This is a genomic window from Streptomyces canus 299MFChir4.1 (assembly GCF_000383615.1).
In the GTDB taxonomy this organism is placed as follows: Bacteria; Actinomycetota; Actinomycetes; order Streptomycetales; family Streptomycetaceae; genus Streptomyces; species Streptomyces canus_C.
Window position 1 is genome coordinate 1 of the sequence record NZ_KB911647.1, and the last position, 24,278, is coordinate 24,278.

Here is a 24,278-nt window from a genome sequence, read left to right on the forward strand (position 1 = left end):
GAGGAGTACGGCGTTGACCGTCTCCTCGGCGAGCTGGCCGCGGAACTGCGGGAAGGCCGCTGGCGGCCGTTGCCTGCGCGCCGGGTGTTCATTCCGAAGCCCGGCGTGGCGGAGCAGAGGCCGTTGTCGATTCCTTCGGTTCGCGACCGGATCGCGCAGGCCGCGTTGAAGATCGTGCTCGAGCCGGTCTTCGAGGCCGACATGCTTCCGTGCTCGTTCGGGTTTAGGCCGAAGCGCGGAGCACACGATGCCCTCCAGGTCCTCGTGGATGAGGCTTGGCGGGGCAGGCGTTGGGTGGTGGAGACGGATATCGCCAACTGCTTTGAGGCGATTGACCATGAGAAGTTGATGCAGGCGGGCGAGGAACGCGTCGTGGACCGGTCGGTCCTCAAGCTCCTGCGCGCGATGTTGCGGGCAGGGGTCATGGAGGACGGGCAGGTCCGTCGGCCGGTGTCCGGCACTCCCCAGGGCGGGGTCATCTCCCCGCTGAGGTTGATCCCCGGGAGTGGACACCGGGTTTCATGCGGCAAGTGACAGAGTATGTGATGCGATCAGACGCTGTTCGAACTCGACGCGGCCCTCTTCGGTGGCCTGGTGCCGGCAGTAGCCGGAGCGGGAGACCCCCAGGACCCGGCACAGCCGCTTGACGCCGAAGTCGGTGCGGTGGTCGGAGATGAAGTCCCAGCGGCGGGTCCTCACTTCACCTCCCTGGCAAAATACGCGGCCGCCCGGCGCAGGATCTCGCGCTCCAACTGCCACTCCTTCTCAGCCTTCAGCAGCCTGGCGTTCTCGGCCCGCAGCCGGGCCAGCTCTTCAGCCTGACTCCCCGGGCCACTCCCGCCCCGGACGGCCGACCCGTTCGCCCCAGTGTCCTTGCGGACCCATGTGCGCAGTGTCTCCCCGGTGATCCCGAGCTCGGCGGCCACGGCCGCGTACGTGTGCTTGCCGCCGCCCGCGCGATACAACGCGACGGCGTCCCTCCGGAACTCCTCCGGGTATGGAGACTGGCGTCCCACCTGGACATCCCTCCCTGGACCATCAAGATCCATTGTCAGGGTGTCCACTCCAAGGGATCAGCCTCAGCTACGTCTTCACCCGACCCAACGGAGCCCCAATAGAGGGAGCCACCCTCACCCGGCACTTCAACACCCTGCTCCGTCAGGCCGGGCTCCGCCGCATCCGGTTCCACGACCTCCGACACTCGGCGGCGACGCTCCTCCTGGAGCAGGGGGTGGAACTCGTGGTGATCAAGGAGCTGTTGGGGCACGCCCACATCGGCGTCATCGCCACCGTGTACGCCCACGTCCGGTTCCACCTCCAGCGCGACGCCATCGAACTTCTCGGCCACGCTCTCCGTAACCCCGCCGAGATCACCGGCAAGCCCGACGGCGGCGACGAACCACCCCTCTGCGCAACCCTCGTCCGCTGACGTTGCCGTCAACTACTGCCGTCAGACACCCCAGAATGCCGCAGCCGCCCCCACCGGATTCACATCCGATGGGGGCGGCGTACTTATTTCCGAAAACGCCGCGCAGCACGCTTCACTCTAAGTCCTGCTCAGTTCACTTGCCGATCTTCGTCGGACTGGCACACGGCGCCCTTCGATCGTCTCCAGAATGTCGGCCGCCACCAATAAAGCACACTTCGATCTTCAGGCCACGGTTCGTCCTGTACAGATACTTCCTCGAAGTGATCGACGGTGAGGTCGATTGGCCGGAAGCCCTCGTCCAGCGGCTCATCAACTGCTGGCTCGCGAACTTTATTCATAAAGCGCTCTTCGCTTGCCTGGACTGCCAGGTATGCCCGCTGGGCATCGACAAGGGAGCATTTGTTTGCTCCGCCAGTTAGTAGCGGCCACCGAAGTTGGGCCACATCATCTTCCCAGAAACAGACGGGACAGACGAGAGACGATCCGGTCCGACCATCGTGCACGAGGTGGCCGCAGCAGGGGCATGGCGATCGATCAGGAGACAATGTCATGGGACCAGGGCTCCGGGCTGATTATTGAAGTGCGCCATTGGGTTCTCTGGTCTGTAGTAAGTAACGATTCCCTTCTCACTCGCAACTCCAAATTCTCCAGATCCCGGATCCAGGAAGTATCTTGTGTTCCCGTCCCGTTTGATCAGCACACCCGGCCTGCGACCGTCACATACACACATCAGATCCTCTGCCGCATAACCATATTCCGCCTGACTGTCGAATCCCATTTCTTCGCCGTGCTTCTCGAAGTGGGCATCGAGGTTCCCCTTACTCGTCCACTTTTCGACGCCGCAACCGACATTGTGCACGAGTACTGGCGTGTCGCCCGCCAGCACATAGTACGTATGCAGTTCCTCGACAGTGAGGTTGTACATGTCGCGGTCGCCGGGTCGTGGGGTGATGGCGGTGACGTAGGCGTGGCGGTCGTCGGCGGTGTTGAGGGCGTGGCCTGCGAGGAGTTGGCCGGCGGGGACCCAGGTGTGGAGGGTGTCGTCCCAGAAGGGGTGCTTGGACGTGGTGTGGAGGGTTTCCGTCTTGCCGTCGGCCAGTTGGATCTTGAGGTCGACGAGGTCGTAGTCGTGGTTGACGTGGGTGGCCGTGACCGTACGGGGACCCTGGTGCTTGCCGTTGGCAGGGGCGGCGGCCTCGACCTTGTCGCCGCTCTTGATGTCACCGATGGGCTTGGTCTTGCCGTCGGCCATCAGGACCGGAGTGGAAGGGGTGAAACTGCAGAGCACCGCTTTGATTGCGCCGACTTCGCCCTCGGCCTCGGCGCCGGCGCCTCGCGTTCCCAGGAGGAGGGCTATGTCGAAGAGCAGCTTTCCGGTGCCTTCGGCACTCTTGCCGTCCGCGTAGTCGCCGTATATCTCCTCGCCTCGCGATGTCACCGCTGCCGCCCCGGCGAGGGCCGGATTGGAATTCATGAGCAACTGGGTGAGCAGGTCTGTGCAGCCGTCGCCGTCGAGCAAGCAGTTCTTGTCGGCGAGGATCTGCTGGACGGGGGCTTGGAAGAGGGTGACGACGGTCGATTTGGCCTGGCCTACGAAGGTCTTGGCGACATCACTGACCCAGCCGGAGACGCCACCGCCGCCTCCGTTGACGTTCCCCTGACTGTTCGTGGAGACGGTGCCGGTGGTGGAAGCCGTGCCGCACGTGTGGTAGCAGCCGCCTGTGCCTGTTCCGCCTGCCGGGACGCCTGGGGTTTCGCTCTGGCCGCCCCCGCCGCCGCCGGGGCGTGGCTCGTTGTGGCCGGTTCCGTCGTCGATCCACAGGCCGGTGGGGTCGGAGTGGCTGATGGGGTTGTTGTCGGCGTAGGTGTAGCCGTTGAGGGACTGGGCGTTGCCCGTGTCGAGGACGGGATCGACGCTGAGGAATCGGCCGATCGCGGAGTCGTACTCGCGGGCACCGATGTAGGTGAGGCTGGTGGTGGGGTCAGTGGTTTTGCCGAGGAAGGTCTTGTCGTCGGCCCAGACACCGGTACCGCCGGAGCGTGGTGCGCCGAAGGGGGTCAGGTAGCGCTTGGTGACGGCCTGGGTGGTGGCGTCGAGGCTGACAGTGGATGTGCCGTGCGGGTCTCCGGAGAGGTAGGAGAGGGTCTGGGTGCCGCTCTTGTTGGTGCGCAGGGCGATGGTGGCGCTTCCGGTGCCGTAGTAGCGCTGGGCCCAGTACTTGGCCGTCGAGGTCGAGGTGTCCAGGTGGACTTCGGTGGCACCGAGGTAGAGGACGGTCTCACCGCTGGTGTTGCGGCGGATGAGGAGGTTGCCGTCGGCGTCGTAGACGTGGCTGGTCGTGCTCTTGGTGGTGCCGGTGCTGGACTTTTCGGTGACCGTGTCGAGGTCCCCGGTGGCGTTCCAGGTCAGGGACTGGGTGTCGGTGCCGTTGGGACGGGTGGTCGTGTCACCGGACTTGTCATAGATGTAGGTGGCGCTCACATCGGTGCAAGAGGTGGCGGCGGTGGTCGCCGTGAGCTGGTGGGAGTTGCTGGTGTTGTTGTAGCAATAGGTGCGGGAGGAGTCTCCGGTGCCGGTCTGCGTTCTTTCCGTCGTGCGCAGGCCGCTGCTGGTATAGCCGTAGGTGGTCCAGTAGGGGGCGGCTCCGCCCAGGTTGGTCGTGGTGCGGCCGCTGGTGTCGCAGGAGGCGGTGGACGGGGTCCAGGCGTCGGTGAGGCGCTGGTAGCCGTCGTAGGTGAAGCACTGGTAGTCGGTCGCGCCGGTGCCGGACAGGTTGGCGGAGTCGAAGGTCGAGGTGACATCGCCGGCGTCGTCGTAGGTGAAGCTCAGGTCCTGGACGCTGCGGGTGGCGTCGGTGGTGAGGCTTCGGGTGAGCCGGTCGGTGCCCTGCTCGTAGGTGTTGGTGATGTACGCCTGCTTGGCGGTGGAGGCCGTTGAGGTGCCCAGGGCGTACTGCTTGATCTGTCCGATGGCGTTGTAGTCGGTGGCCAGGAGATAGCCGGTGGCGCCACCGACGGCGGTCACCATTCCGAGGCCGTTGTACTCGGAGTCCACGATCTCGCTGCTGAGGCCGCCGACGGCGGGTTCCGTGTAGTACTGCTGGGTGCCGTCGATGTTGTAGTACGAGGTGGTGGCCAGGGTCGCCGAAGCAACCGCACCGTAGGCAACGAATGGGTCGCTGGACGGCAGGGTCAGTTGGCTGCCGGTGGCGTGGTAGAGGTTGTCGTAGGCGGTGACCTTGCGGGTGTAGGCGTTGCCGGTGGTGCCGCCGACGTAGCTGATCGAGTCGTCCAACTGGCCCTTGGCGAGGGTGTCGTAGTCCCAGTGGGCCAGCTTGTTCGCGTTGGTCTTCGCCGTCTGCCACTGGTCGGTCTTGCGGCCCAGCACGTCGTAGCCGTACAGCAGTTGCGTGCCGCGGTTGTCGGTGGTGGTGTCCGTCTGGTCCAGGGCCGTGTAGGTGGTGGTCGTGGTGCCGAGGTCCGGGTCGGTGGCCGAGGTCTGCCGGCCGAACAGGTCGTACACGTACGACCATTGGGCGCCATCAGGTCCGGTGACCGTGGAGGGCTTGCCGTCGAGGGTGTTCTTGTACTTGGTGGACGTGTACGTGGCTCCGGGCCCGGTGCCGTAGGCGGCGTCTGCGGGGTCGGTGCCCGCGTAGGCCCGCTTCTCGACGGTGTAGCCGAAGATGTCGGTGATCGTGCGGGTCGCCGAACCTCCGTTCAGCGCGGTCGTCGCGGTGGAGTCACCGGTGTAACTGGTGCTGGTGGTCCACTTCTTGACGCCGTACACGTACAGGCTGCTGCTGGTGGCCCGGCCCGCGCCGTCGAAGACGGTGTCGGTCTGTTTGGGCGCGCCTCCGGATTCCGCCCGTGCGTAGGCACCGCTGGGGAGGTTGGCGGAGTCGTAGACGTCTGCGTAGGTCTCGTAGGCCAGGCCCCGGCTGTCGTAGCGGGTGTCCGTGAGCAGACGTCCGCCCTCGGGGGTCGGGGACTGCGTCTGCAAGGGCCGCAGGAGGGAGTCGAAGATGGAGTACGCGGTGTTGTAGGTGGTTCCGTCGGCCTTCAGGGTCGAGGTCGACTCCCATGACAGGGCGTCGTTGGTGACGCTGTACGCGTAGGTGTAGTTCGGGGTCTGGTTCCCGGAGTGGGAGCGGTTGGACAGCCAGGTCGCGGTCTTGCGGCCCAGTGCGTCGTAACTGGTCTCGGTGATCTTGTTGTTGACGTCGTAGACCTTGGTGGGCAGACCCGAGGCGTAGTCGGTGTACGTGTACGTGGTCTGCGACTTGGCGTTGGTGACCTTGGTTTTGGTCAGCGGGCCCGAGTCGGTGGGCGTGTAGGCGGTCGCGGTGGTGTTGCCGGCCGTGTCGGTGACGGTCAGCCGACGGCCGAGGCCGGCCGTGCCTCCGCTGTCGTCATAGGTGGTCTTCGCGACGGTCTGCCAAGTGCTCGGATAGCGCTCGCCGTTGGTGGCGGTGGCCGGGTAGGCGGTGGCCCGTCCGCTCCACGTTGCCTCCCCGAGCGTGGGGGTCTGGGTGGCGGACCAGGCGGTCGCGGCGGTGTTGTCGTACACCGTGGCGGTGTCGGACAGGACGTCACCGCGGGAGGCGGAGGAGGCCGGCAGGTTCACGCTGGTCTCGGCAACGGAGCAGTTGTCCTCGGCCACCGTACGAGTGCGGGAGACCAGGTTCGTGAGGCCAAGGGCCGTGTTGCGGGCGTACCAGGTGCGGGTGCAGGTGTTGTCGGCGACGGCGGTCTGACCGTAATCGGCGCTTTTGACGATCATGCCGTAGGAGTCGTACGTGTTGGAGATCTGACGGGTGCGCCAGGTCGCCGATGCGGTGAGGTAGGTGGAGGTGGTGGTCGTGCCGGTGCGGACGTAGTACGCCTTGATGCTGGCGTACGACTTCTGCTGGCTGGCGGTCTGCGATGTCCAGGGCGTGTTGACCGTCACCGAGACGGGGACGGTCCCGTTGTAAGAGATCTGCTCACGGAGGGTGCCGGCATCCTGGTCACTGTCCGTGAGATCGGCGACGTCCAGACCCGAGACGTCGAGGCCGGTGCGGGTGGCGGAGGCGGTGGTGCCGTCGGACTGTTTGTCGCCGTCCATGCCCTGCATGTACAGGCTGACGGTCTTCGACTGGGTGGATCCCGCAGCGCCGGTGGTCGTAGTGACCTTGCCGTAGCCCCGCCACTGCGACCAGGTCCGCTCGTCGGCCGGGACCAGCGGGTCGAAGTTGTAGTGCCAGGCCGGGTCGGAGTAGCTGTAGGAGTTCTCGACACCCTGGCCGAAACCGAGCGGGTCGGTGCTGAGTATGGCGGTGACCCGGTACTTGTGGAACCAGTCGAGCAAGGATTCGACAGCACCGTTGATGTGCCAGTACATGGGGTAGCAGCTCAGGGTGTCGTTGTCCTCGGACGAGGGCATGTTCGAGCCGCGTACGCACTCCGGGTTGGACAGGGTGACGGTGGTGATGCCGCCGGTCTCGGAGGTGATGGTGGAGATGCGCGGCATGCTGAGCTTCAGGATGTCGTCGGAGGTGGAGTCCACCCGGTTGGGCCGCAGTTGGTAGGTGAAGGTGACCGGATCCAGCTTGATGGCGGTGCCGTTCTTGCCGGTGTGCTGGATCGAGGAGAGCACCAGGGTCTGGTCGGAGGTGTCATCGATGTCCTGGCCGTCCTTGAACTCCTGGGTCAGCGCCCAGGAGTCCACCGCAACGAGCTTCGAGACCGTGGCCGAGTAGGCGAACGTGTCGATGCTCGTGAGGCGTTTGCGGCTGAAGAACGACGGGCTGTCGGTGTTGCAGTCGTCGGCCCCGCTGGCGCAGATGGTGTCGTACGGCACGTCCGGCCAGTTGTCCGACGTCGAGGCGGTCAGCGAGGAGCAGTCCGAGGCGGTGCACCGCTCGTCGTAGGAGAACGTCACCTCGTCCGAGTCGGTCCCGGTGAACAGGGTGCTCGCACGCTGCCCGTAGAGGATGTTGTCGAGGTGCCCGCCGCGGGTGTACTTGGCGTTGGCGGTCGAGGCGCCATTCTTGGGGTAGTAGTTCGTCTCGGCCGTGTACCAGTACGACATGGCGTTGCCGTGCAGGTCGACGACGTAGTCGAGGTTCCAGCGCCAAGCCTGGTTGAACGAACGGTCGGCGAAGCCGGATCCCTGGTCGTAGCCGGGCTCGCCGGAGTCGTCGCCGAAGACCGGCGTGGTCCACACCGAGTTGGTGCGCTGGGTGTCGGCGCCGGGGAGTTTGTTGAGCCCGAACGTGTACTGGGTGCCATCGCCGGTGGTGACGGTCCAGTACTCGCCCTTGCCGTCGATCCCGGTCTCGCCGTCGTCGTCGTTGTCGGCGCCGGTGGAGTGGGTGACGGTGGATGCGTCGTCGTCCTTGAGGTGCCAGGCCCCGTCGGTGTCGTTCTTGACCAGTTCGGTGGACTTGCCGTTGAGGACGAGCGAGGCGTTGTCGTACTTCCAGCACTCGTCGTGTTTGCCGTCCTGGCCGTCGTCGTCACAGGAGGCGTACGACCGCTCGATGTACGACGACTCGCTCAGACCGAAGCCCTCGCCGACCTGGGTGGACTGGTTGTTGGTGGACGCCGTCTTGCCGTCGGTGCTGCCCGAGTCGTACCCCAGAGAGAGCGAGGGCGACGGGCCCGCCGCCGCCGGCGGCGTGGACAGCGGATAGCTCCAGGTGAACGCCCCGGAGGAGCCGCCGGCCTGCCAACTCGACGACGAGGACAGGGGCGAGGCGGAATAGTTGCCCGATCCGGATGCCGATTCTCCCGAAGTGGCCGTCAGCGCGAGCACGGTGGCCGCGGAAGCCGTTGCCTGGGACAGTACGGTCGTTCGGACACTGGAGTGAGATGCCCGTGTGCCACTCCCCGATACGAGGGACTGCTCCAGCGCGACCGTGGCGGACACGCTCTGGCCGCTGATGCTGTTGTGCGAGTCCAAGGACGTCTGGACTCGGCAGGCGGTCTTGTCCGGAGTGGTCAGGGCACAGGCCGGCAGTTGTACGAGGTGCAGGCGGCCTGCCCAGTCACCGCCGTAGGCCGAGGCGAAGGCGCTGTAGTCGACGCTGATCTTGGCGCTGCCGTCGTCGCTCGCACTGGCGGTCAGCAGCACGCCCTTGATGCCGGCGGCGGCTGCGGCCTTGCGGCTGAGTACCTGGACGCCGGCCGTGCCCGATGCGGATTTCGCCCCCGCTGTGCGGCTCAGGGAAACGGGCAGCCCCCCTGCCGTCAGCCGAATGGCACCGGATGCAGGCAGGGCTGCGGTGGTGGAGGCGGCTTTGGGCCACGTCGCCTTCTGCTCCGCGAGGGCGTCTTGAGCCTGCTTCTTGTTGGCGGCCTTGTCCGCGGCCACCCGGGCCCTGGCCTTCTTCGCGCCCAGTCCGTGGACTGGCTTCACGGTGTCCGACCGCTGCTCCGGTACGGCGGGCACCAACTGCTTGGTGGATGACGCGGCTTGGGCGGCCACGGGAGTCAGACCGGCCACGGCCAGCGCGAGTGTCACGGCAACTCTGACCACTCGGTGTCTACGGCGTCTCGCACCACTGGCGGCACTCACGACAACAACCCCTCACACGTCAGAAGTCATCAACAAAGGAAGCGCTGGACTTGCTCGGGCGAGGCGGCAGCAGGGTGCCGCCTCGCCAGGGAGAGGGGGAGGTCAGTCCCCGACCGTCTCGACGATCTGTTGCTGGCTGGCCATGGCACCGGCCCAGACTCGGATGTCGCTGACCGTCGCGGGCAGATAGTGGCCCCAGGCGGAGTTCACGTAGGCTTTTCCGACGGCGAAGTCACCCGTACCCGGCGTCACCGTGTAAGCGGTCGCGTCACCGTTCTGCGCGTCGCCCACATAGAGGCTGGCCGTGCCGACTGTGCCGGACTGCGCGTCGAACACACCGGTCAGGCGCACTGCGCTCCCCAGGTTCGCGACATCGTCGGAGACCACACCGGTGAAGCTGCCGTCGGTGTTGAGGCGGCCGAAGTGCCAGAGCCCGACGGGGATCGTGCTGTCCGTTTCGGGGTCGGTGTCGGTGCCCGTCAGCTCGTACCAGAGCCCCCAGGCGGAGCCGTCCGCGCTGCGCTGGCCGAGGACCTGTCCCATGTAGCCCACCGGCTTCGCCGCGAGCGCGTTGCTGTCCAGTTGCACCTCCGTGGTCGCAGTGAAGGACCCGGTCTCGTCCACCAGCGGCCCCGGCGCGGACGCGGCGTCGTTGACCCCGTTGATGTCGTGAAGGACAATCCCCGTCCCGTCCAGCGTCGCCCCTCCCGACAGAGTCAGAGATGTGCCGTATCCGGAGGTGGTGTCAGCGATCGTGGTGGTGGTTGCCGCGGACGGATCCCAGGCCGCCATCAACTCGGCCGCTGCGTAACTGTCGTTGGTCTTCAGCTGTGCCTCGGTGGACAGTTCCTTCAGCGACAGGGCCCGCTGCCAGACCCTGGCCTCGTCGATCTGCCCGTTGAAGTAGTCCGCGAACGTGCCCGCGGTGGCGCCGTTTCCACGGCCGAACTCCAGGAGACCGGTGTCCGCCTCCGGCTCCCCGCTCGGTATTGCTTGCGGACTGCCCTGGGCCTTGCCGTTGACGTAGAGCTGGATCGTGTCCGTCTTCGTGTCGTACACGCCGGCCAGTTGCGTCCAGACCTTCACGGGAGGCGAGGCCGTATCCGCGAGCGAGCGCACGACGTGTGCGGTGCCTGCCGAGTCGGTCCAGTGCCAGTTGAAGATCCACTTGCTGTAGGAAGTGGAATAGTAGATCGCGAAGCCGGGTTGTGTGCTTCCACTGCCCGTCTGGGAGAGCACCACGGAGTTGTGGGTCGGGGTGGCGGCCAACCGGGCCCATGCCTCGACCGTGTACGACGACCGGGACTCCACCACCGGGCCGGAGGTGGCCGCGTAGCCTGTCGACCCGTCCACGGTCAGGCCCGTGTCCGTGACCGGCGTCGCCAACTCCGCACCGGTGGCGTCGTGCGTCAGTACACCCCTCCGGCCACGCCCGTCCCGGGAGGCACCGGACGAGGAGAGCGTCGCGTTGTCCTGCTCTGCCGTGACGGTCGTGGACGTGTCCAGCGCGGCGCCACTCGCTTCGTCGAAGTGCCACTGACCGGTCGGGCCAGTGCCCTCCGCGACCAGGAAGTCCACTGAGTTCTGGGCGCCCCAGGTCACCGAGTCCTTCGCCCGGACGATGATGGTGAAGGTTCCCGAGGTCGGCGGGGTGAAGGTCGCTGTCGGTGCCGAGGCGGGGATATCCGCCGACCACGCGGCCGAGGAAGACAGCTTGTAGTCGTAGGCGACGTTGGTGGACGCGTCCCCGGACGCGGGACTGAACGTGAACGTCACGTCCGTGCCCGGTCCGCCCTTCGCGTCGCACGAACTGCTGTTGCACACCGAGTACGGGCTCGACAAGGCGATTCCTGGCGCCTTGGGGCGGGTTGGATCGACCTTGAAATAGCACCAGGCCCCCGACGCCGCGTTCGACGGGCCGGCCAGATAGTCGCCTCCGCTGTTGTAGTACGACCGGGTCCAGGCCCGGTACCGGTACAGGGCCCCCTCAGTCAGCGCCGACGTCGGGACAGTGCCCGGAGACACGTTGTCGCCCACATATCCGCTGGTGGGCCGTGCGGTTTCGAAGACGGTGGCCCATGTGTCACTGCTTGCCGTGTACTTGTCCACGCTGTAGACGACCTTCAGGGACGCGCCCGACTCGCCGCCCGCCGCGGTCTGCGGCGTCGCCGCGAGCGACGGTGTCGCAGAGGAGGCCACGAGCGGATCCGACTTGTCGGTCTCGCACGCGACATTCGTCCCGGCGATCAAGCCGATCTTCGTGGGTTTGGCGGGGATACCGACGTACGTCACATCGATTTCCGCGTTGTCGTCGAACCTCTTCCAGCCGTTCGGGTCGGTCTCGTCGTGCGCCTTGAGCATCAGCGTCAGGCGGGAGAAGTCACCGTTGGCGAACTTCGTCATGGTCGAGGTGAGGTTCTCGTTCGTCTCAGTGGGGCTGTCGTTGAACTCGATCTGGGCAGCGGGCTGGCTGGGACTGCAGGCGGACCCGCGTCCCGCGGACACGTTCCGGTCCACCATCAGGTCCCAGTTCGCCGTCGGGCCCGGCCAGTTGGTCGAGGAGGAGATGTTGCCCGTACGCACCAGATCTACCCAGGAGGGCGTGCAGGACATCGACCACTTCTCCGTGATCGCAAACGTGGCGTCCAGGACGTGCTTGCCCGCCAGCTTCGCCGGCGAGAACTCGAAGTACATGCGGTTCTTGTAGCCGGAACCGCAGTAGTACCCGACACCGCCCGTGACATAGGTGCCGCAGTAGCCGACGCCCTTGCCGTCGTCCCCGCCGGAGAAGTTGTAGAACGTATCCCCGTCCGAAGACAGCAAAGTCCGCTCGGAGGCCGTCATACCGACATCCGGGTCGATGTACTGCGGGAAGACGGCGGAGTCGGCGGCGAGCATCGACGCATCCGGGGTCACCTTGATCGTGCCCTGCTCCGCAGTGACCGGAAGGCGGGTGGAGGTGTCCCCATCACTGGGCCCCTCGGTCGGGTCCGGTGTCGTCTCCCCATCGTCGCCAGGGCTCGCCGCAACGGCGCTGTCCTGCGCCGTTGTCGTGAACGCGCTCTGGGACGCCGAGTGGGCGGAGGCCGCGGGCGAGGCGGATGCGGTGCTGGTGGTGTCGCCCGACGAATCCCACTGCTGGGCGGCCGGAGCACGGAAGACAGCGTTACCGTCGTCGTCGACCGCGGACAGACCGCCGCCTCCGCCGCCATGCAGGGACAGCCCGTCGGCCCGCACAGGGAACGAGAGTTCCTTCAACTCCGGGTTCGCGGCAGCCGACGCCGAGGTGACGACGAGCACCTCGCGGTAGCCCTCGGTGGTGGCGGTCATCCGCAGATCCACCCCCGGCAGGACATCCGCGTACACTGCCGAGTCCCTCTCCAGCGTCGGCTTCGGCAATGTGCCCGGCCAACCCACGGTCAGCGAACGCCCGTTGAGGGACAGCTTCACCAGGTCGGCGCCGTCCCCGCCGTCGGAGAAGGAGATCTTGGCGACCGATGCCTTCGGCCCGACCGTGCCGTCCGACCTCGCCTCCAGCGTGGCGTCCGGCTGCGCCCAGGAACCATCGGCCTGGCGCGTCCGCACCGGCACGACAGAGTCCTTCAGCGTGAACGTCACACCGTCCGGATTCGCGAACGTCGTGGTGTAGGGCGTGCGTTCACCTACGACCTCGACCTGCTCACCTGTCTCCGCTGCCTTCTCCGCGTCCGCCCGTGCCTCCGGCGTCGGCTGGTCGGAGGCCGTGGTGTCGTCCGCGTGTGCTCCGGTCGCCGGCACTGCCAGCGTCGGCAAAGCAGCCATCAACGCGGCCGTCGCGGCCGACGAGACCACACGTCTACGCGCGGCGACCGCCGAGCGCGCACGCCAGGAAAACCCCATCCCCCACCCCACCCGTTCACGGAGTCCCTACCTTGCCCTTGCGGCCGCCTCATCAGAACCGCACGCATCACAGCTGGTCAATGGCGTATACAGCAAAGAAGCACAAGATCCAGCCGTACCCGGGTGCTACCAAATAGGGCAGGGCGGAGACTGTGCAGGCAGGGACCATCGTCAAGCCCGGCGGTACCCGTCCAGGGTCGGCCGCCAGCCGGCCACCTCCGCCGTCCTATTGACCGCAGTTGCAAACCATTCATTTCGGAGACTCGGCGCCCGCCACTCTCAGGCCACGACCTGAGGATTCGCTGAACTGAATGATCCAAGCTTCGGTCCAATCTCGGGACTCCCACAGCCACCCCGGCAGGCCGTGCTCGCCCCACGTGTGCGCCGTACCGGAAACGTGCCATGAACTGCACTCAGCCCCACGCGAGCGACCGGCCGGGCGTGGCTGGTATTCGACCTTCGAAAAGTGAAAGAAACGGTAAAGAGGGGTCGGTGTAGCCACAGTAATCACACAGCTTTCTTGCGCAGGAGATGTTGTCCCGAGACCGCCCGCTTCGACGAACTCCATTCGTGTGGCAGTCAACGCGGTGAAGTGAGGGCACAGGGCACGGACCGCACCATAGGTTTCCAAGCGGTCCGATAATTCACCCCGCCCGGCTACACCGGCGCCCGGCTGTGGTGCCTGGTGGCCGGTGAGGAACTGTCCATCACCGCACGCACCCACTCCCGCGACCTGTCGGAGATCTGGCGCCACCGGCTCTTCACCCCCGGGGTTCCTCAGATCATCAACGCGCACTATCCCGACCACCCCGACGGCCGCAGCGTCCACCAGCCCCGCCTGCAACCCCGCTCGGAAGCGGAGATCGCGTTCGTGGGCATCGGCCCGGGAGCCGGTCGCCGACTCAAGGAGGCCGGACCCGCCGACGCGGTCCACATCCGCGCCAAGATGGCCCGCGCCGTCAACCTCGCCACCGTTATCGGCTCCGACCAGGTCCGAGATTCCCTGCTATACATACCGACCCGCGGCGCCAACACAGCACACCGCTACGGGCGACCCGACGATCTTCCCTATGTGTGGCCCGGGTCCGGCAGGGAGGACAGCCGTGCTGAGGGCGGTCCGGGGCCTGACGATCCGTCAGGCCCCGGATTTCCGGCAGGAGTGGTCAGTTGGCGGGGACGTTGTCCTGGAACGTGGTGCCCGCGCTGCGGTACGCCGCCACCTTGGAGGCGACCTGTGCCGGGGTGAGGACCTGGTCCTTGACGTGCAGGACGTAGTCGACCTGCTCGTCGTAGGCCCGCGGGGTGCTGCTGGTCAGACCGCCGAAGTCGATCAGCCACTGGTTGAAGTTGATGGACATGGGCCGTTCCGGCAGGTACGCGGCGTCGTGGGTGCCGAAGAGCCGGCCGTCGATGTAGTACTTGATGCTGCTGTTGTCGATGGTCAGCACCAGGTCGTGCCAGCCGGTGTAGCTCTGGCGGCTCTCGCTGTGCTGGTTGACCGCCACCCAGGGATCGGCCTGGTAGGTCTCCCAGGACGTGGTGTAGAGGATGTTGGAGGGCTCGCCCCAGCCGCCGTTGGGCAGGTACTCGAAGTCGTACTCGGCGTAGTCGTCCGCCATGGGCGCCTTGAGGTCGTTGATCGTGAAGAAGGTCTGGACGAGGTGGTCGCCGTCCGGGCCGGACTTGGGCGCGTCGTTGAACTTGACGCGGGCCGCGTACGTCCCGTTCTTGAACTTCATCGACTCGGTGAGGATCTCGGTCTGCTCGGTGCTCGCTCCGGTGCCGGCGGTCGAGGTCTCCAGGTTCATGATGGAGTTGCCGCTGACGGTGGAGAAGGTGACGTTCTCCGGAGCCCAGGTGGCGCCGGAGACGCCGGGGCCACCGGAGTTGGAGCGCACGCTCCAGCCGTGCGCCGAGATCTTCGGGTCGGTGTGGCTGGTGTAGTTGAAGTCGTCGAACAGGGTGGCGCCACCGGTCGGGGGGTCGGTGGGTGGATCGGTGGGCGGGTTTGTCGGGTCGTTGCCCGCGGGGGCCTGGCCCCAGAGCGTGGTGCCGGCCAGTTGGGCGGTGACCTTGGACCAGTCGGCGTACGAGGTCTGGGAGGCGCCGAAGGAGTAGTCGTCGCTCTGGTTCAGCGGTGCCCACGTCGACTGGTAGAAGCGCAGTTGCATGTCGCCGGTGTCGGCGCCGGGTGCCAGGGAGCCGGCGCCGGAGGTGAAGCCGATCTCCAGGTAACGGTCCGCCGTCGCGGTGGGGTTGGCAAGTGTGCCGAAGGTGCCGGTGATGTTGGCGCAGCCCTTGACGGCCCAGGAACAGGCGAAGCGGTAGGTCGCGTTCGCCGAGTCCGCCTTGAAGTAGTAGCGGAGCTTGACGCCTTGCAGGGAGACGCTGTTGGTGCCGGTGTTCCGTACCTTGAACCACGGTTCCGCCTGATCCGCACTGGCTCCCGAGGCACTGGTCCGGTACTGGACGCTCAGGCCGTTGGCGGCCGCGTTCGCGGTGGCCGGGAGTGCGGTGAGCGCGGCGGCGCCCATGCCGACCGCGACGGCGGCGGCCGCGGCGGCGCGCAACCGGTTCGTTGTGAATCTCATCGTTGTTCCCTCCAGAAAGGTGGGGGTGATTCCCGGAACGGGACAGGGTGTGCGTCAGGGGTGGTGCGGGATGCCGAGCGCGTCGAGCCGTGCCGTGTGGTCGCTGAGACGGGACTGGAAGTCTGTCCAGTGGGTCGGTCCGCTCCAGCTGCGGTCGGCGAGGGCGCACAGGCGCGGGTAGGTCAGGTACTCGATGTGCGCGGGGGTGGTGACGAACTCGGTCCATAGCTGGGCCTGCGTGCCGAGCACCCGCCCGGCCGCCTCGGCGTCCGCCTCCGCCGGGACGGGGTCTTGGGCGTGCACGGTGCGCAGATCCACGACGACTCCGGGCTGGGCCGGTGGCTCGTGGGGGGCGCCGGAGCGGGCGTAGTCGAGATAGGTGGCCCGGTGGTACGCGTTGACCACGGGGTGGCCGCGTCGGGCGGCCGCCAGTGTGTGGGCGTCGTCGCGCCAGGTCATCACAGTGAAGTCCAGGGGCAGTTCGGCATCGGGTTCGGCCCAGGCCACCGGGCGCCGTCCGTTGCGGACGAGGAAGCCGCCTATCTGCGCGAGGAACCAGCCGTGCAGGGATCGGGCGTCCGGTAGACCTTCGGTCGCCAAGCGGCGACGCGCGTCGGCGCTGTGGTTCCACTCGGCTGTGGGGCACTCCTCGCCGCCGATGTGGAGGTATGGCGACGGGAAGACGTCCATGACCTCGTCGAGGACGGTGTAGCAGAAGTCGAGGGCTTCGTTGTGGACACCAAGGACGGTGTCGCACACGCCCCAGCGCGTCCATACGTCGAGGGTGCGCTCGGGGTGGTTGCCGAGTGAGGGATAGGCGGCGAGCGCGGCGCGTACGTGGCCGGGCATCTCGATCTCCGGCAGGACGGTGACTCCGCGGGCGGCCGCGTACCGGACCAGGTCGGCGAGTTCGGATCGGGTGTAGGACCCCCCGTGCGGGGTGCCGTCGTAGGGTCCGGTCCCGGCTGGACCCTGCTGGGTCTCGGTGCGGTAGCCGCCGATCTCCGTGAGCTTGGGGTAGGCGGCGACCGGCATGCGCCACCCCTGGTCGTCGGTGAGGTGCAGGTGGAACACGCTGATCTTGTGCAGCGCCAGCAGGTCGACGTAGCGGCGCAGGTAGGACACGGGCTGGAAGTGGCGGGCCACGTCGAGCATCGCGCCGCGCCAGGGGTGCTGAGGGAGGTCGATGATGTCGGCGCAGGGCAGTATCCACGCGGTGTCGGTCTCCGCGGTCTCGGACAGGGCCTGTGGGGGCAGGAGTTGACGGATCGTCTGTACGCCGCGCAGCAGGCCGGTGGGGTGTGCGGCACGCAGCAGTACGGCGTCGGGGTGCACGCTGAGCGCGTATCCCTCGTCGCCGAGGTGGCCTTGAGCGGGATCGAGGGCGAGGGTGAAGGTGCCTTCGGGGGAGGGGCGCAGAGGCAGCCCGGTGGCGGGGGCGAGTAGTGAGCGCAGCAGGTCGGCGGCCAGTTCGGTGCCTTCGCCGAGACGGACATTGGTGTGATCGTCGAGCGTGAAACGGCCGGGTGGGAAGGCGGCTGTGGTGGGGCGGGGGATGAGGGTGGGCATGCGTCGCCTCCAAGACGGAGTGGCCGGGGTGGGCGGGGCGGCTCTTGACTGCACCGGCCCGCGAGCCGGAGGGGACGTGGTGCCGCAGCAGTGTTCAGATGGGCGAACGTCGCGTGCGGGGGCGGTACGGGCCGCGCGCGGTGGCGTGGAGTGCGTACGCGCGGCTCAGCGGCTGGGTGAGATCTCTGAGCCGGAGCTGGCGGAGCTGCACGGTTTCACCTCCGGGGACGATCTGGCCACCTGACCAGTTGGGGTCACTGGTCAGTTCACCTGTTGAGGTGAGGAAGAAGGTGGCATAGACCAATTGTGTCGTCAACCCCCGGTGCAGACAACGGTTTTGCTGCACCGGGCAGCGCATACGCTGACGACCACCGACGATCTGCGGCTACACTTCGTTCACGGAGAGGGTGACACTGCTTCTTTACCACTGGTCAACTGGTCAGGTTGAGGGCTGAGAGTCGAGGGCGGGCTCAGGACTCAGGCGAGGGGGACGTATGAAGGCCGACGCACCTGGCGCGGTGCTCAAGCGCGAGCGGGTCCGCGACTTCCTCCTCGACCTCGTAGAGTCCCACCTCCCCGGAGACCCCATCCCCTCCGAGCGTGCCCTGTGCGCCCAGTTGGAAGTGTCCCGCCCGACCCTGCGCGCGGCGGTGGACGAACTCGTCGCCGCGGGCCTGCTGGTACGCGAACACGGCCGGGGCATGTTCGTCGCCCCCGAGAAGATCACTCAGGAGCTCGTCTCCACAGAGCAGTCCATGACCGTGCCGCAGGCCGCGGGCGCCTGGTCGAGCCGACTCCTGGAGTTCGTCACCATCCCGGCCGGCGCCCGCGTGGGCCGCAAGCTGCGGATCTCACCCGCTGCCGAGATCGTGTACGTGGCGCGCCTGCGCCTGGTCGACGGCGCCCCGATGGCCATCGAGCACCTGCACATCAAGGCCGAACTAGTCCCCGCCCTGTCCGCGGAGGAACTGGAGGCCGGCGACCTCTACGAGCACCTGCGCCGACAGCACAGCGTGCACGTCCGGGAGGCCGTACAGGCGATCGAGCCGACCGTCGTCACCCGCGCCGAAGCGGAAATGCTCGACGTGCCCGAGCTGTCCCCGGCACTGCTCTTCGAGCGGCTCACCTCCGACACCAAAGGCCAGCCCGTCGAATACGTCCACTCCATCTACCGCGGTGACCGCTACCGGATCGTCTCCCGGCTCACCCTCGGCCCCACGGTCGCGGCATCGCCCGACCAGCTCGGACACCACCCAGGCATCCCACCCGGCGACTTCGCCCACCGGGACGCCATCGCGTCCTCGACACGGGGGGACATCCAGGCAGGGCCGTGAGGTGGTGCGGCTCCTCCGTGAAGTGCTCCTGCAGCCACGGGGGTTGGACAGGCGCGGTGCAGGGCTCTCAAGTCGCCAGTGTGTGCGTCCGGGCTCAACACCAGGCGGGAATCCGTGGATTCCCGGAACCGTCGTCGATCAGTGCCGGGCAGATGCCCGAGTCAGCGGCCATGCGCATCACGTCAGGTTCGGTCAGCATGGCGTCGTGCCCGTCCCATTCGGCGTCCCCCAGTCCTGCGGGACCACTTCGCGCCCGACCCGTCCGACACCGAGTTCCCTTTCGACAGCGGTGGGTTCTCCCTGGCGCAGCGGACCTCGCCGCTCATCCCGATGTAGCAGTAGGCGCGGGTCAGTACACTGGATGCGACCTTGGCCCCGGCGTGGTACTCGCCGATACGGTCGGTGCAGAAGTACTGGAGGTTCCCGACGCGCGCGGCCAGCGTCCGCAGCCAAGTGGAGAAGTCGGGGCTCGTGGGATCGAACCTGTGTGTCAGATGGATCTTGCCGTGGGCGAGTGTCCACTCGGGGACGGGTCTGGCCACGAAGACGCCCTGCCGGTAGGCGAGTTCGGTACCCGCTGCCCAGTCGATGTGCTGTCGGTGGCGCAGGTCGAGGCATCCGCCAGCTCTTCCGGCCCTGCATTGGGCACCGCCAGCCATGACGTCTTGAAGCGAAGGACATGAACCCTCCCACCGTGGTTTCCGCCGACCGTGCGAGGCACCGCCTGCGTACGATCCATTTGAGTACGTTCTTCGGCACGGCCAAGATTTCAGTGCCGACCCACGAGGTGAGGGTGGCAACCGCTGGTGGTGCTCAAGCGTCCTTCAGGTATGCCACAGCCGAGCCCCGCCCCGTCCCCGGCTCCGCCCAGCTGGCCGCACTGTAGTCGGGACCCCGGACCGGAAAGACCATTCGGCTGCCCCGGCATTCACGTCGGTCACACCGCATGCCTCGCTCACTTGCCCCAGTCGGACCGCGATACCTACCTGGCCGGCCTGGTCCCCGGCGCCGGCATCGACCACCGCGGCACCCCCAGCCCTAGCACGTGCCGCTCCAGCGCCCGCGTCAGGACGACCGGGGGGACGCTGGTCTGGAAGGCACCGTGCCGTTGCCCCGGCCGATGATCGCCTCTGCCATGTCGCGCGTCCCGACCGACCCGGTGCCGCGTCCGGGGCCGGTCGGGACCTGGTCAGGCGGGCAGCTCCTTGATGTCGGACGGCTCCTGGGGTTCGATGCCGTTGAAGCGGTGTCGGAAGTCGCTGGAGGCGGGGTACGCGGCGCGGCGGGAGCGCATGATCGAGCCCAGCGGGCGGTGGGCCTTCAGGGCGTGCCAGGGGCTGAAGGAGAGGACGTCGTCGGCGTAGCGGCGGCGGGCGTCGCTGTAGGCGTCCTGGGCGGGCAGATGTAGCACGGCCACGGTCTGGTGCGGTGACAGGTCCTCGGGCCATAGGACCGAGGCGTCCTCCACCGGCATCCGGTCGATGTCCGTGGACAGCTGGGCGCGGATGTCGTACTCGGCGCTGTTGTCCGCGAAGAAGTCGGTGACGAGGTCGCGCAGGGCCGACTCGCCGGCCTTCTTGTCGACGTGGCTGCCGGTGAGGGCTCTGACGTTCGCCGAGCGGGGCGCGGCGGACATCTTCGCCACGTTGTCGCCGTAGCGCAGTGCGGCCATGGAGTGGAAGGTCTCGCCGAGGATGTGGTCGTTGGCGGCGGCCAGGGTTTCGACGGCGGGCGGAAGCGGGCGTCCGACCCGGGTGAGGGCCTTGGCGGCCACTCGGGCGGCCGCGCCGGTGAGTTGGAGTTGCTGGTCGCTCTGGCCGGGCTGTTTCTCCAGCAGGTCCTGGAGTTTGGCGTATTCGGCGATGTTGCCGAAGGGCAGGGTGGGGTGGTTGACGAGGAGGAAGTCCTGGGTGGTGAAGCCGTCGTCGAGGGCGCGGGACCCGGGGGCGCCGATCACCTTCATCGCGAGGCCGCCCTGGACGGGCACCTGGTCGGAGCGCAGGTCGCCGGGGGCGGAGGAGAAGCGGACGATCACCGGGTAGGTGGCCGGCGCGGCGAAGAGGCCCTGGGCGAGGTGGGCGGGCAGGTCGGGCTGGATACGCAGCTCGCCGGCGAGGACGCCGTGGCTCTTGGCGTGGGCGTCGCGCAGGCCGTGGCGGTGTTTGTCGGCGACCTGCTGGTTGGCCTTGCCCATGGCCGCGACGACCTGGCGGACGAGTTCGTCCTCGTCCGGAAAGGGCTGTTCGAGGTCGGGGCTGTAGCGGACGTACGAGGTCATGGGGGATCTCCGCGGGGGGTGAGGGTCAGCTGCTGCTGAGCCAGCGGATGGCGGACAGGCTCGGCATGAAGAAGTACTCGCCGCCAAGGAGGGTGTTGAAGGACTGGATGTTCTGCACCCGGCGCGGCGGGGTCCCGGGCACGGTGAAGTAGGCGCCCTTGTCCTGGAGCGAGATCAGCGGGTCCTTCTCCTTGCCCAGGCCCATGAAGTTGCCGGAACCGACCCATTCGCTCTGGAGGAACTCGACGTTGTCGATGGCGCGGGCGCCTAGCGCGATGAAGTCCAGGCCGCGCGGGGTGCCGTCGTCCTTGAGGCGGTCCGGGGGCAGCGGGGTGCCGTAGGAGGTGCCGCGCCGGATGATGCGGCGGATGTTGACGTCGGAGAGGACCGTCAGCTTGGTGTCGCGCGGGTTCATCCGGCGGATGTGGGAGCCGAGCGGGGTGCGCAGCCCGCGCGGGTCGGCGGAGTAGTCGAAGTCGTTGATCCGGTTCGGGTCCTCGCCGATGGCGGGGGTGTCGCGGTCGGGCGAGAGGGCGAGAGGTGCGCCGCTGCGCCAGCGGCCGACCAGATTGGCGGCCAGCAGCTCGCGTTCGGCCTCGGTGGAGGCGTTGTCGTGCAGCCACTTGTTGAAGGCCGCGACGTGGGAGTGGTACTTGCGGAAGACGACGTACGTGCCGTTGTGGCCCAGGACGTCCGGAGCCGGTACGGGCAGCGGCACACCGGTCTCGCTCGGGTGGCCGAGGACGAACTCACCGGCCTTGATGGGCCGTCCGTCGCCGGGCAGGGGTTCGGCGCCGCTGCCCTCGACCACCGGTTGGCTGAAGCCGTCCCGGTAGCCGAAGACGTTGAACCCGTCGGCCGCGAAGTCCTGGTGCGACAGCAGCCGTACGCCCGGGACCTCGCCCAGTTCCTTTTCATAGGCGGCGACTTCGGCCCGCCAGTCGTCCTCGCTCGCGGCGAACACCGTAACGGCGACATGCACCCGCGTCGTGCCGAAGGGGAACTCCCAGCGGTCCGGCGCGTTCACGCCGGTGTCCCGCAGCCGCTCGGCGCGGGCGGCCATCCCGGCGCGGAAGTTGGCCGGGAAGGAGGCCAGTGAGGTCTCCGGCAGCCCCAGTGCGACCAGACCCTGGTAGCTGAGGGCGAGGGCCAGCCAGGACGGCTGCGGTTCGTCCCAGCGCGCCGCCGAGGTCACCCTCGGCGCCAGTCGGCGCAGCAGTTCCCTGCCCGCGGCCGGTTCGGTGATCTCCAGGATCGCGTGGGTGCCGAAGTAGGGCTTGGGCCGGGCCCGCAGCAGGGTCGCCTGGATGTCGTCGAGGTCCAGGGCGGGCGGGCGGCGCAGCCGCCGGAAGAGCGGGGAAGGCATGGTGCGCCTGCCTTCAGTTGAGGTCCGACAGGAAACGCTGCACGGCGGCCTCCTGCCGCTTGAGCCGGTGGCCTTCAGCGACGGTGAGGTCGGGGTGGGCGACGAACCACGCCTCCGCCGGGATCTGGTACTTGACGATGAAGTCCTTCACGTCCGGCGAGGTGATGCCGGGCCAGCCCTCGACGTTGCTGAACAGGTAGTCCATGAACTCGGGGATCTTCGTCGCGAAGTCGTCGATGTAGGGGTCCCACTCGCCGTCGAAGGCGGTCGCGAACAGCAGCTTCGTGTCGTTGTCGAGGAACACGAACCGCATGTTGTGCAGGGTGCCGACCTGACCTGCGCCCGCCAGGTTCCCGCCGACCAGGCCGAAGAATTTCCGCAGCCGCGCGGCACCGTTCGGCTTCAGCGGCAGGATCGTCGTCAGCTCGGACACCTCACCGCTCTTGGCGCCGATCCGGCCGGCGGTGGTGACGGCGTGTTCGGCCATCTCCTCCTTGTCGGCGAGGATCTCGGCGGCCTTGAGCTTGAGGGCGATCTTGGCGTCCGACAGCGCTGTCTCGACCTTCTCGCGGACCGCATCGGGGAACTGCTGGAACTTGGCGTGCAGGTCTGTCTCGCTCATGGCGCCTCTCCTTGGGCGTGGGTGGCAATACTCCACGTACCGCCACAAATGGGCCATCGCAAGGTGCCCTGCAAGCGGGATGAAATCCGCTTTCTGAGCGCCTCCGCATAACTGATTACATCATCAGTTTGCTGTTCCGGCCTGTCAACGTGCTACTCGCAGGTAGTCGTATGGCGCTCGCCACTATGAGACAGGTTGACTCACAATGCCTCTGTGAGTCATCGTGTCTCGTGAGCCAACTTGGTTCACACGAAGGGTGCCGTATGCCGGAGGAGCGAGCCGATCCACGCCAGGTGCGCAGCCGCGAGGCCATGGTGACCGCAGCCACCGCGCTGCTCACCGAGGGCGGCCTGGAGGCCGTCACGCACCAGGCCGTTGCCGCCCGCGCCGGAGTGGGCCGGGCCACGGTCTACCGTCACTGGGCCGACCTGCTCGGGCTCCGTCTGGCGGCGCTGGAGGCAGGCATGCCGCCCCTGTCACCGGCGCCCGAGGACGTGCGGGCGGCGTCCGGTGCCGAGCCGCGAGCCGAGCTGGTCCACTACCTGCGCCAGCTCTGCGAGCGGCTCGACGACGCCCAGGCCGGGGCCGTTCTCGCCGCCGTACTGGGCGGGGCGCAATACGACGACGGGATGCAGCGCCTCCGTCTGACTGTGCTGACCCAGATCGTCGACTCCCTGCGCCCTGCCGTCACCGCTGCCGTCGCCCGGGGGCGCCTGCGCGCCGACGTCACGGCCGAGACATTTGCCATGACGACCGTCGGCCCGCTCGTCTATCAGCGGTTCCTCGCGGGCGCCCGGCTCGGTCGCGACATGGTGGACGCGGTGGTGGATGCGGCACTGCGGGCGTGGGCGCCGTAGCGATTCCGGTTCGAACCGGAACCCCGGTGGAAAGACCAGGGTCGTCTCACCGGGCTTCCCTCCGGTCGGCTGACCTGCGCAGCACTCGCTGACTCCACTGACATGGCGTCGAACAGCTTCTGGAACTTCGCCTGCATGTCGTTGTCCTGGAGGAACGTGCCCGGCAGCACGCGGCCGGAGCGGCGATCGGCCAGCACCGCTGCCGCGAATCCAAATCCCAGCTGGGCGGCCAGCCGGGAGAACAGCTCGGCGAACGTCCGGCGCGGGCAGTGCGCCGACCCGCAGATGAAGCGGCTGACCGTCAGCCGGATTACAAAGCTCTGCTCAGCGAGTGGCAGGTCTTTCAGCCTGCGCTGGTATCGGTCGTGGACTCGTCCTGCATCTGGCCACCGCCATCGACCTCGCCTCACGTCGCCTGGCCGGCTGGGCCATCGCGGACCACATGCGCACCGGCCTCGTCACCGATGCCCTGGCCGCCGCCGAACACACCCGAGGCAACCTCGCTGGAGCGCTCATACACACCAACCACGGAGCCCAGTACACCAGCCGGGCCTTCGCCGACGCCTGCCGTCAAGCCGGCGTCCGCCAGTCCATGAGCGCGATCGGCTCCAGCGCGGACAACGCACTCGCCGAGTCCTCCAACGCGACCTTCAAACGCGAGACGCTCCAGGGCCGCAAGACCTGGCCCAGCAAACGCGAGACCCTACTCGACGCGTTCGGCTGGCTCAACCGCTACAACACCCGACGCCGTCACTCCCACCTCGGACAACGCAGCCCCATCGCCTACGAGAC

12 protein-coding genes and 3 pseudogenes are annotated in these 24,278 nt (G+C 67.6%); 5 read left to right on the plus strand and 10 right to left on the minus strand.

Annotated features, from left to right (window positions below; all coding sequences use genetic code 11):
- The coding region (locus H293_RS51995) for a reverse transcriptase domain-containing protein (protein WP_020124653.1) at positions 1-534 on the plus strand (534 nt) is incomplete at its 5' end.
- 33 nt (positions 535-567) lie between these two features.
- On the opposite strand, the pseudogene H293_RS58080 reads toward H293_RS51995, so the two are convergent.
- Positions 568-1,016 (minus strand): annotated as a pseudogene (locus H293_RS58080) (transposase); the annotation flags it as partial.
- Between the two features lie 68 nt (positions 1,017-1,084).
- Between H293_RS58080 and H293_RS56530 the strand changes: the two are divergent.
- Positions 1,085-1,429: pseudogene (locus tag H293_RS56530) on the plus strand (tyrosine-type recombinase/integrase); the annotation flags it as partial.
- 128 nt (positions 1,430-1,557) lie between these two features.
- On the opposite strand, the gene H293_RS56535 reads toward H293_RS56530, so the two are convergent.
- The 5 genes from H293_RS56535 to H293_RS0146775 all read right to left on the minus strand — a co-directional run bounded on the left by H293_RS56535 (position 1,558) and on the right by H293_RS0146775 (position 17,029).
- Positions 1,558-1,980, minus strand: coding sequence for a CPCC family cysteine-rich protein (locus tag H293_RS56535; protein WP_078612922.1), 423 nt, complete (start codon positions 1,978-1,980; stop codon positions 1,558-1,560).
- Positions 1,977-8,936, minus strand: coding sequence for an RHS repeat-associated core domain-containing protein (locus tag H293_RS0146760; RefSeq protein WP_020124657.1), 6,960 nt, complete (start codon positions 8,934-8,936; stop codon positions 1,977-1,979). The genes H293_RS56535 and H293_RS0146760 overlap by 4 nt, the downstream gene beginning before the upstream one ends.
- 156 nt (positions 8,937-9,092) lie before the next feature.
- Positions 9,093-12,791: a laminin G domain-containing protein gene (locus H293_RS0146765; RefSeq protein ID WP_078612923.1), complete on the minus strand. Its 3,699-nt coding sequence runs from the start codon at positions 12,789-12,791 to the stop codon at positions 9,093-9,095.
- Between the two features lie 1,241 nt (positions 12,792-14,032).
- Positions 14,033-15,460 carry a cellulose binding domain-containing protein gene (locus H293_RS0146770; protein ID WP_020124659.1) on the minus strand — a complete coding sequence of 476 codons (1,428 nt, stop codon included), beginning with the start codon at positions 15,458-15,460 and terminating at the stop codon, positions 14,033-14,035.
- A 54-nt stretch (positions 15,461-15,514) separates the two neighbouring features.
- A complete protein-coding gene (locus H293_RS0146775) occupies positions 15,515-17,029 on the minus strand; it encodes a beta-N-acetylhexosaminidase (protein ID WP_020124660.1) in 1,515 nt (504 codons plus the stop codon).
- Positions 17,030-17,523: 494 nt separating this feature from the next.
- Between H293_RS0146775 and H293_RS0146785 the strand changes: the two genes are divergently transcribed.
- Positions 17,524-18,363: a GntR family transcriptional regulator gene (locus H293_RS0146785; RefSeq protein WP_020124662.1), complete on the plus strand. Its 840-nt coding sequence runs from the start codon at positions 17,524-17,526 to the stop codon at positions 18,361-18,363.
- A 182-nt stretch (positions 18,364-18,545) separates the two neighbouring features.
- Here H293_RS0146785 and H293_RS59590 read toward each other — a convergent pair whose 3' ends face one another.
- The 4 genes from H293_RS59590 to H293_RS0146800 form a co-directional block, all read right to left on the minus strand.
- A complete protein-coding gene (locus tag H293_RS59590; protein ID WP_199790287.1) occupies positions 18,546-18,905 on the minus strand; it encodes a hypothetical protein in 360 nt (119 codons plus the stop codon).
- Between the two features lie 647 nt (positions 18,906-19,552).
- Positions 19,553-20,641, minus strand: a complete 1,089-nt coding sequence (locus H293_RS0146790) for a catalase family protein (RefSeq protein WP_020124663.1) — start codon at positions 20,639-20,641, stop codon at positions 19,553-19,555.
- Positions 20,642-20,666: 25 nt separating this feature from the next.
- Positions 20,667-22,007: a Dyp-type peroxidase gene (locus tag H293_RS0146795; RefSeq protein WP_020124664.1), complete on the minus strand. Its 1,341-nt coding sequence runs from the start codon at positions 22,005-22,007 to the stop codon at positions 20,667-20,669.
- Positions 22,008-22,020: 13 nt separating this feature from the next.
- Positions 22,021-22,629: a hypothetical protein gene (locus H293_RS0146800; protein ID WP_020124665.1), complete on the minus strand. Its 609-nt coding sequence runs from the start codon at positions 22,627-22,629 to the stop codon at positions 22,021-22,023.
- 263 nt (positions 22,630-22,892) lie between these two features.
- Between H293_RS0146800 and H293_RS0146805 the strand changes: the two genes are divergently transcribed.
- Together H293_RS0146805 and H293_RS52000 are read left to right on the plus strand one after the other, a co-directional pair.
- Positions 22,893-23,486 (plus strand): TetR/AcrR family transcriptional regulator, encoded by a 594-nt coding sequence (locus H293_RS0146805; RefSeq protein WP_020124666.1) that lies wholly within the window; start codon positions 22,893-22,895, stop codon positions 23,484-23,486.
- Positions 23,487-23,844: 358 nt separating this feature from the next.
- A pseudogene (locus H293_RS52000) lies at positions 23,845-24,278 on the plus strand (transposase); the annotation flags it as partial.